7 protein-coding genes are annotated in these 8313 nt (G+C 25.2%); all 7 read right to left on the bottom strand.

The annotated features are described in order from the left end of the window. Window positions 1-460 (bottom strand): hypothetical protein (locus B3603_RS21845; RefSeq protein WP_291568939.1); only part of this gene is annotated, 460 nt, incomplete at its 3' end. Between the two features lie 5 nt (window positions 461-465). Continuing rightward, window positions 466-2247, bottom strand: a complete 1782-nt coding sequence (locus B3603_RS21840) for a pilus assembly protein CpaF (RefSeq protein ID WP_291568937.1) — start codon at window positions 2245-2247, stop codon at window positions 466-468. Window positions 2248-2255: 8 nt separating this feature from the next. Continuing rightward, on the bottom strand, window positions 2256-3131 hold the full coding sequence (locus tag B3603_RS21835; RefSeq protein ID WP_291568935.1) for a hypothetical protein: 876 nt from the start codon (window positions 3129-3131) through the stop codon (window positions 2256-2258). A 2-nt stretch (window positions 3132-3133) separates the two neighbouring features. Next, window positions 3134-3865, bottom strand: coding sequence for a hypothetical protein (locus B3603_RS21830; protein WP_291568933.1), 732 nt, complete (start codon window positions 3863-3865; stop codon window positions 3134-3136). A 13-nt stretch (window positions 3866-3878) separates the two neighbouring features. Then, complete coding sequence (locus B3603_RS21825) at window positions 3879-4742, bottom strand: SAF domain-containing protein (RefSeq protein ID WP_291568932.1); 864 nt, start codon at window positions 4740-4742, stop codon at window positions 3879-3881. A gap of 18 nt (window positions 4743-4760) precedes the next feature. Then, window positions 4761-6008, bottom strand: a complete 1248-nt coding sequence (locus B3603_RS21820; RefSeq protein WP_291568929.1) for a ParA family protein — start codon at window positions 6006-6008, stop codon at window positions 4761-4763. 134 nt (window positions 6009-6142) lie between these two features. Continuing rightward, on the bottom strand, window positions 6143-7954 hold the full coding sequence (locus B3603_RS21815) for a VirD4-like conjugal transfer protein, CD1115 family (RefSeq protein WP_291568927.1): 1812 nt from the start codon (window positions 7952-7954) through the stop codon (window positions 6143-6145). Between the last annotated feature and the right edge of the window lie 359 nt (window positions 7955-8313).

Raw genomic sequence — 8313 nt, 5'->3', positions numbered from 1 at the left:
TATGAAATTGGTGTTTTAAATCCCTAATAAATTCAATTAAATCTTTTAAAAGCTTTGTATCATCTCCTATAAGCTTATCTATTGATATAGTTTTTAAATAATAAGATATAAAAAGTAATACACAAGTTATATATAGATTTTTGCCATAGATAATATATAATGTTATAAATACACTTAAGGTTATGAACCATCCTATGAAATAATAAACTATAGCTTTGTATCTCAATATATATTCATTACTATCACTATTCGCATATAGTGATTTTTTTATATTCAATATTGAATTACCTATTATAGGAATTGTAACTAATACATCATATATTTTAAGGAATAGCTTGTATTTCTTAGCATTATTTTTTTTACTTTTATTAGAATTAGATTTTATGATTAAATATATTGATATCCAAACTGCTAATATAGCTAATACCATACATAATATTATTAAATAACTTTTTAACATGTAATTTATGTTACCTCCTCATTAAAAAATTCTTCAATAAACTTTTTAAAGGATTCTCTATCTTCTTTTAACATATTTTTATACATTTCTCTTATTCTTTCTTCACTTATGCTATTTTTAAATTCATATTTACCTTTATCTATGTTGTATTCAACTATATTAACAGCTCTATAGTTCTTTTTGATAGTTATCTTTTCAAAAAACTCTACAGTAGTTTTCATAAAAGCATTTAATTTTTCATTCATATTACCATAGCTTTGAAAATCCATTGAAAAATTCTCTTCTTCAACCGGGATACATTCTGTAATTCTTTCTATATATCTTTGTCCTTCTGCGGTGATTTCAAGATGAATATCAAAATCTAAAACACTTATAATTTGTTCTTCTGCAGCACTTTCATTAGTGAACATATTGATATTTAGTAAAGAATTTCTTAATGATTTAACTAAGTCTGAAAATTTTTTAGCATGATGAGTGAATAATGTAAATTTACTTGCTACTTGTGCAACTTTAATGATATATTTTACGTCTGAGTCTTCAGCAACTTCTCCCACTATTGTTACCAATCCATTGGTTTTCTTTAATACATCTAAAGCTCTATCTCCTGATATATCTGGAGTTTCTTGTATAGTTACAATGTTTCTATTAGGCATTTTTATTCTTAAATGAGTTTCAAAGAATTTTTCAGCAACTCTTAGGGTATATGTAGGTAATATTTCTCTAATAAGACCTATTAAAAGAGTTGTCTTACCACTCCCTTGTTGACCAGTTATTGATATATTAGTACACCCTTTTATCATATATTTACTTAGTTCTATTACTTTTTCTGCATTTCTTCCCTTTATAATTTCCTTCAAATTACCATCAACATCATATTTACGTATAAAACAAACCCAACTTTCACAAAATGGTGGTCTAAATACAACAACTCTGCAATTATCAGCAGTTGTATTAAATATATAGCCATCGGATTGAGAAAATTGCCCTGGATTATTAAATTTATATGAGTTTTTACATACTCTTTCAAGCTCTTTATAGCTTCCAAAACTCATAAAATTTAGATGTATTTCTTTACCTTCATAATAAAGCCAAATACTATCATAACTTTTTGGTATATATTCCAGACTATTTCTTAAAGAGCTTAAATCTATTTGTGAGTTTGATAAAAAATCTTCTGGTATTCCTGAAACGCCTAAAGATACCCCATTGACTCTCATATCTCTGATCTCATCAATTACACCTAATCCTTTATAAATCGAATAAATTCTTTGAGTTATAATTTTCAATTTATCTTCAAAACACAATTCTATACTTTCTTTATTAAATATAAACTCTATATCCTTGCTTGAAATAAAATACATTTGTTCTTCTTCCCAATATCTTAAAGTATCTAAATTGTATTCTTTTATTAATGCTTTTAAGGCATTATATCCGTATATCTTCTTATAATGATGCAATATTATTTCAAATTTATCTTGTATTGTAAGGCTTATGGCTTTATTAAAATTAATTATAAAGTTTATATTCCCTTCATTAATCCCATATACTTTTGTTATTAAATCTTCTATATAACTTTTTACAAATTCTTTAGCACCTAAATCCCCTATTCCACATCTTTTTAAGCATTGATTTAGTTTTTCTTTCCTTACTTTCTTTTTCTCATATTCTTCTATAGTTAAATTCTTTTCGTCAATAGTATTTTTTAAAAGTTCATCTATTGTATTTCTTATAAAAATCTTTATATTTTCTATCTTATATCTTTGCATATCCTTATTATCTTTTAACATATCTTCACCTATGAACTCATTCCTAAAAGTAATTTGAATTGCCTCAATATTCCACGGTCTTCTATTGGTTTTTCTAAATCTTTAATATTTGTATTAATGTTTTCTAATATATTATTGGTTAACATTTCTATCTCTTTGAAAAATAAATAATTATTACTATTACTTTTTTCTTTCCTATTTGAAAGAAAAAAACTTAATACATTATGATTATTGTTGGAATCCATAAATTCTGAACTATAAGGTATGCAATATATATCATCCTTATATTTATAAACTTTTTTTACATATTTACTACTACATTTACTATCAAAATCATATCTACCTAAGACTATAATAGTCTTTTTATCTTCTAAAGCCTCATTCCATTCCTTTTTATTAAAGTACTCTCTTATAACTCTTTCATTTTGAGATAAATTTACAACTATAATATCTGATTGTTCTAGAACTTTGTTGGTTATAACATTTTCCATTCCAGAATTTAAGTCTATTAAAACTAAGTCATAAGCTTCATTGGCACACTTTAAAACCTTTACAATGCTATTAGACATATCTTCAAATAATTCTTTTTTACATTTATTACTTCCGGTTAAAATATCTAATCTATTATCAATTAATGTTTTAGTATAGCTACTAAATTCATTAGAAACTAATTTACCTGATTTGCATAGCCTTTCAATAGAATCTATACCTATATCATCAAAATTAATAGAACTTTTATTTTCATTGTCACTAAAAAATGCACTTTCCATATTAGATTTACTATATTGAGTATGAGTAAGTAATATTTTAAAATCATAATTCATAGCTATATAAATGGCAGTAGCTATAGTATTTGAAGTGACTCCTGCTTGTCCATGATAGTTGCCCCAAAATGCTATTTGCATATTTAAACCCACCTTTCACTGGTTATCTTTTTAAATGTTTTATTATCTACAGAAGTAATTATATTAGTGAGCTCATACATCGCTTTTTTGAAATCTCCTGAATATCCTTTTAGTGATATCTTCCCATCTAATTTATTTTCATAGCTCCATATTAAATCTTCTTCTAAAAAGGGGATTTCTATATCTTCATTATTCAGAACTGCTATTTTATTATTTAAACTAGAAAATAAATTCTCTAATAAATAACTTTTATCATATCTACTATCAACAATTTGATTAAATATAAAATGAAGTTTAGTAGAATCTATATTTATCTCCTTTAAAATTTTTTTGTTTCTTATTAGCTTATCCTTATCACTATTTTGAACCATAAAAATTTTACTGCTTTCTTGTATTAATGTACTATCCACTCCCCCATCAACTTCAATAAATATATAGTTATATTTGTTTAGTTCTACATTTTCTAATAAAGTTTTATAATCTATATCTAGCCTATTATTTAAAGGGTTATCGACTAATATTGATATCTCTTCTCTAATAATTGGATCTAACTCTGTTAAAGCTACCTCACTTTCTACATCAGTGTTATATTCAAAATAATTGAATACGCCCTGACTCTTAGTTGTATCTATAACTAACACATTATTATTTAGCCTAGCTAGTATTTTAGCTAATATGAGCATTGTATGACTTCTACCTGTACCATTTGCTCCTATAAATAAATTGATATTCATATTACTTTTCCTCCTACTCTATAAACATAGGTTTAAATTCATCTTTTGATTTATCATTATGATTTTTAGTAATATCTATATCTTCTTTATTTTTATCATTATCATTTTCTTGATTTATTCTGTTTTTTAACTCTTCCTGTGAACTTCTAATTATGTTAGGATCCTTTTCTATAATTTCTTTTACATTTTTATTTATTTCATAAGTAATTTTAGCTGGTGGCTGATTCTCTGGATCTACATATATAGTTGTATATAATACTGCTCCTGTTAATGATGCTGATACTGTAGAATTATTAATATAATTTCTTTCCTTTTCTGTAATATTAGTTATCATTATTCCATCATTTCTATCAAGTATTTTTTTCTTAGAAGCCACTACAAAATCGCTACCATCTTTTTTTCTATATCTTATATCTATAAAATTCCCTGGCTGTAAATTTACATTAAGTAAAATGTGATCAAAATCTTGCTTTCTTAAATCTGTGGTTAGAACATCCTCTCTTTCTAGTAACATTGAATTAGTTACTATTGTATTAGCCTTTAAATTCATTCTAGCTACCTTATCTTTTATTTCTTCTCTACCTTTTAAAGTATCTGTGGGTAATAATTCTTTATCATAAGTTACTATTTTAATCATATCTTCTGTTATTAATTCACCTTGATTAATATCTTTATTTAACGCAATAATATCCATTTGATTCTCTTCTTTTGATAAACCAATTAATATTTTAGACTTTTCTGACTTTTTTACTTTTGGAATTACATAAAATTGATATAATATAACTACACCAATTACAATTATAAAACTTACTATTAGTCCTTTTTTAAAACTTCTTTTAATTTGTTGTTCCTTAGTTAAATAAGTCTTTTTTAACATAATTACTCCCTTCTTGTACTATTTTCTAAATAGTTTCTGAAATAAAGTCTTCTTTTTTCCCTTAGACTTTAAGCTATTCATTAATTCATCCATATCATTTTTAAATTTTTCATCTTTACTAGAGATATAAGGGCAAGTATCTGTAAACATCATATCTGTAGCAGCTGCTCCACAATTTTTTATAGTTACTATATCTCTAAAATTCAACTCCATATTTTTAATAAATTTTATGCTATTTTTTAATTCTGCTCCTTCATAAAATATGTTGTTTAATACTACAATAGTTTTTTGAGTATTAAATACATCATTTATTTTTTTAATCATTCTTTCATTCAAATTGTAATGCATGTTATCATTATCAAAAATAAATAATATAGAAGAACTATATGATATAGCCGATTTTAATAAATCATTTATTTCTGATTTACAATCTATAATTGTAATTTGACTATCAGCTTGTACTAAATTTAAAATTTTGAGAAACTCTTCATTATTTAGCTCTTCCCCACTACATAATTCATTTGTAAATATTCTAAGATTTTCATTAACATAATAAGCCTTGTCCAAAATTTTATTAAAGTTTTTAACTTTGCTTACATGTTTTAAAGCACTTTCTTCTTCTTTATCTATTGAATAGTAGATATTAGCGCTATATCCTCTATCTAAATTTATAACTGAAGTATTGTATCCTCTACTGGCAAAACCATGTGCTACATTCCAAGTAATAAATGATTTCCCACTACTACAATTGGACATAACTGCTATAGTTGCAGTATCTATTACTTCAATTTCTACTTCTCTTTCTATTTCCTTTTCAATAATGATAGGCTTTTCTACTTCAATTATTTTTTCAACTATTTTCTCAACTTCTTTAATTTCAATCTTAGGCTCATTTTCAGCAGAAGGCCTATCTAAATATACATATTTAATCTCTGGTTCACTTTTTTTATTTAAGCTTTTATCTTCTTCTAATTTAGATATTTTTCTTTTTACTTCATTTATGGTATCATTCAATTTATTGGCTAAATCTTGAAAATCTCCCTTAAATAAAACTATAAAAATTTCACTTTTTCTTAGTAAATTCAATGCTTCTTCATGCCATGCTATTCTAATATCTATAATAGCTATATCATAGTCACATATAACCATCTTTTCTTGAAGATTTTCTAATGATGTTATTTGTTCTTCAAAATCAACAAAATTAAACTCTGACTTTATTCTCTTATAACTGTCTTTCGATTTTATTAAAGGCATAATTTTTAACATAAACTTCTCCTTTAAGTAAATTAGATTATTTCAAACTATAAATAATCTTTTTATCTAAGCTTAATCTACTATTCCAAATGTATTTATGTTATTTTTTATCTATAAATCATATTACTTTTATATTTATACTGTCTCTACACACTTTTACAAAGATTATCCTCTTTAAATTCTTCATTTTCTTCTATAGTTCTCAAATTAAATATTTCCTTACTTTCGCAGAGATTATATTCCCAGTACTTATATTGAACTTTATTGAGTAGTATAGGATTTTTAGCTCTCTGTCTTATTATCATTTTTTTATTATCTAATCTCATGCATTCATCAATCATTAGCAAATTTCTTTGCTGATAATTTTCACTACCAGATTTTTCATTAATACTAAATAAACCACCTTCACTCTTTTGAGATAATCCTTGAACTTTAATAGTTGTATTTCCTAAACTATCGCTACAATACTTTGCTGTAAATTGATCATTAACCCCCAAGTAAACATGTGTATCACACATGGACATAATATCTTCAAATCCTTTATCACCATAGCGGTCTTTCATTTGTGAAAGAGATTGCCATATCATCATAGGATATATTCGCCTTCCTCTCATAGTCCCAAGCATTTCTTGAATTCCTGGAATTTTCCCTATGTTGGCCATCTCTTCTAATAAAAAATATACTGGAAATTCAAGCTTATTCTTAGTATTATAAGCTGTTTTATATAGTTGCTTAAATAATGTATTTACTACTATATTTATAACCGGCGCAAAAGTTCTATCGCTATCGGGAATTAGAATAAATAAAGTCATAGGTTTATCTTTTATTGTTCCTAATTTGTCTATGTCTACAGTAGTTCTACTTGTTATATTTTGTATTCCTTTTATCGAAAATAATTTTAGTTTTTCGGATAGTCCCCCTAATATATTGGATCTAGTCCTTTCACTTTCCGCTAACATTAAAAAGTTATTCCAAAGCTGTCTTGCTGCTCCTTTTATATTATTATCTTCAAAAAAGTATCTAGCATTATCTATATCACTAACATCTTCACTAGTTAGTATTTGAGAAATTTCTGAAAAGGTTTGCTTTTCTTTTGGGTAAGCTTGCTTTACAAAGCCTATAAGAGCTGCTAATAACTGTGCTTCTTGATTATTCCAAAATGCCATATCACCACTAGCTTTATCACCATTAGAACTTTCAACAGAATCAATATATCCTTTTGCTATTTCCATTAGCGATTTATCATCATTTATAAAATCTAAAGGATTTAGGCAATCGCCATATGTTAAGTGTATAAAATCAAGAACTTTAACATCATATTCATTTTTCTCTAGATAACCTGCTGTAAGTGAATATAATTCGCTTTTAGGATCTGTTATTATAATATCTGCTTTTTCTTCTTTATTCTTATACATATTGCATATATGAAATATGTTATTTAATACAAATCCCGTAGTTTTATTTGAACCTGGTGGCCCAATTACTACTTGTTGCATATTTAGTTCACCATTTACAGGATGATAGGCCGCTCTCATACCAATATCATAAGTTTTATTCTTTTCTATAGTTCCTAAAAACCAACCTAAATTATCTTTATAATAGTTATCTTTAATCTCTTTATCACTTTGCCATCTACTTGTCCCATGAGATCCATAACCTTCAAATTGTTCATATTTGTCTTTAACCTTAAACAATCCTAATTTATTGATAATGTAAGAAAGCAAAAATATAATAATTATAGCTAAACCTAATCCATTAACTGGATTTTTAAAATTTAGAAAGCTTCTATATGTTTCTGAACTTAAAGTTACCTCTTTTATATAGTTACTTGGAAATAAAGAGAAATCAAATCTATATAATTCTATGGTTTCCCTAAAAATTCTAGCTAAAACAGGAATACTCATACATAGTATTGAAAATAAAATTAAAAATATTATTAGCCCCTTTTTCTCTTTCATAACTTCCCCCTTAGAATATAAATTTATTAATAACTATTTTTTACTATGACCTTTTATTACATTATAATTTAAATTTCTTGAAATTAAGTAATATTATACCATAATATCCACATTGTTTCAATAAATTGTCGACATAATAAAATTGGATCATAAATATCTTCTATATACTATTTTATTTAGTACTCTTGATAAATCTTTAAATTTTGTATAAATCTAGTATTCAAATTGTTTTTCATATCATGTTCTTTAATTCACTTGCATGAATAAAAAAGAATATATATTTTAAAAATTTTTACTCCTCCCAAATTTAATTTATATTAAATTTTAAAAATTTGATTTGAATCATATTTTAAAAACTT

This window comes from Clostridium sp. UBA2485 (genome assembly GCF_002341865.1).
GTDB lineage: Bacteria > Bacillota > Clostridia > Clostridiales > Clostridiaceae > Clostridium_J.
Note: the sequence above shows the minus strand (reverse complement) of the source record. Positions and strands in the feature narration are given on the sequence as shown.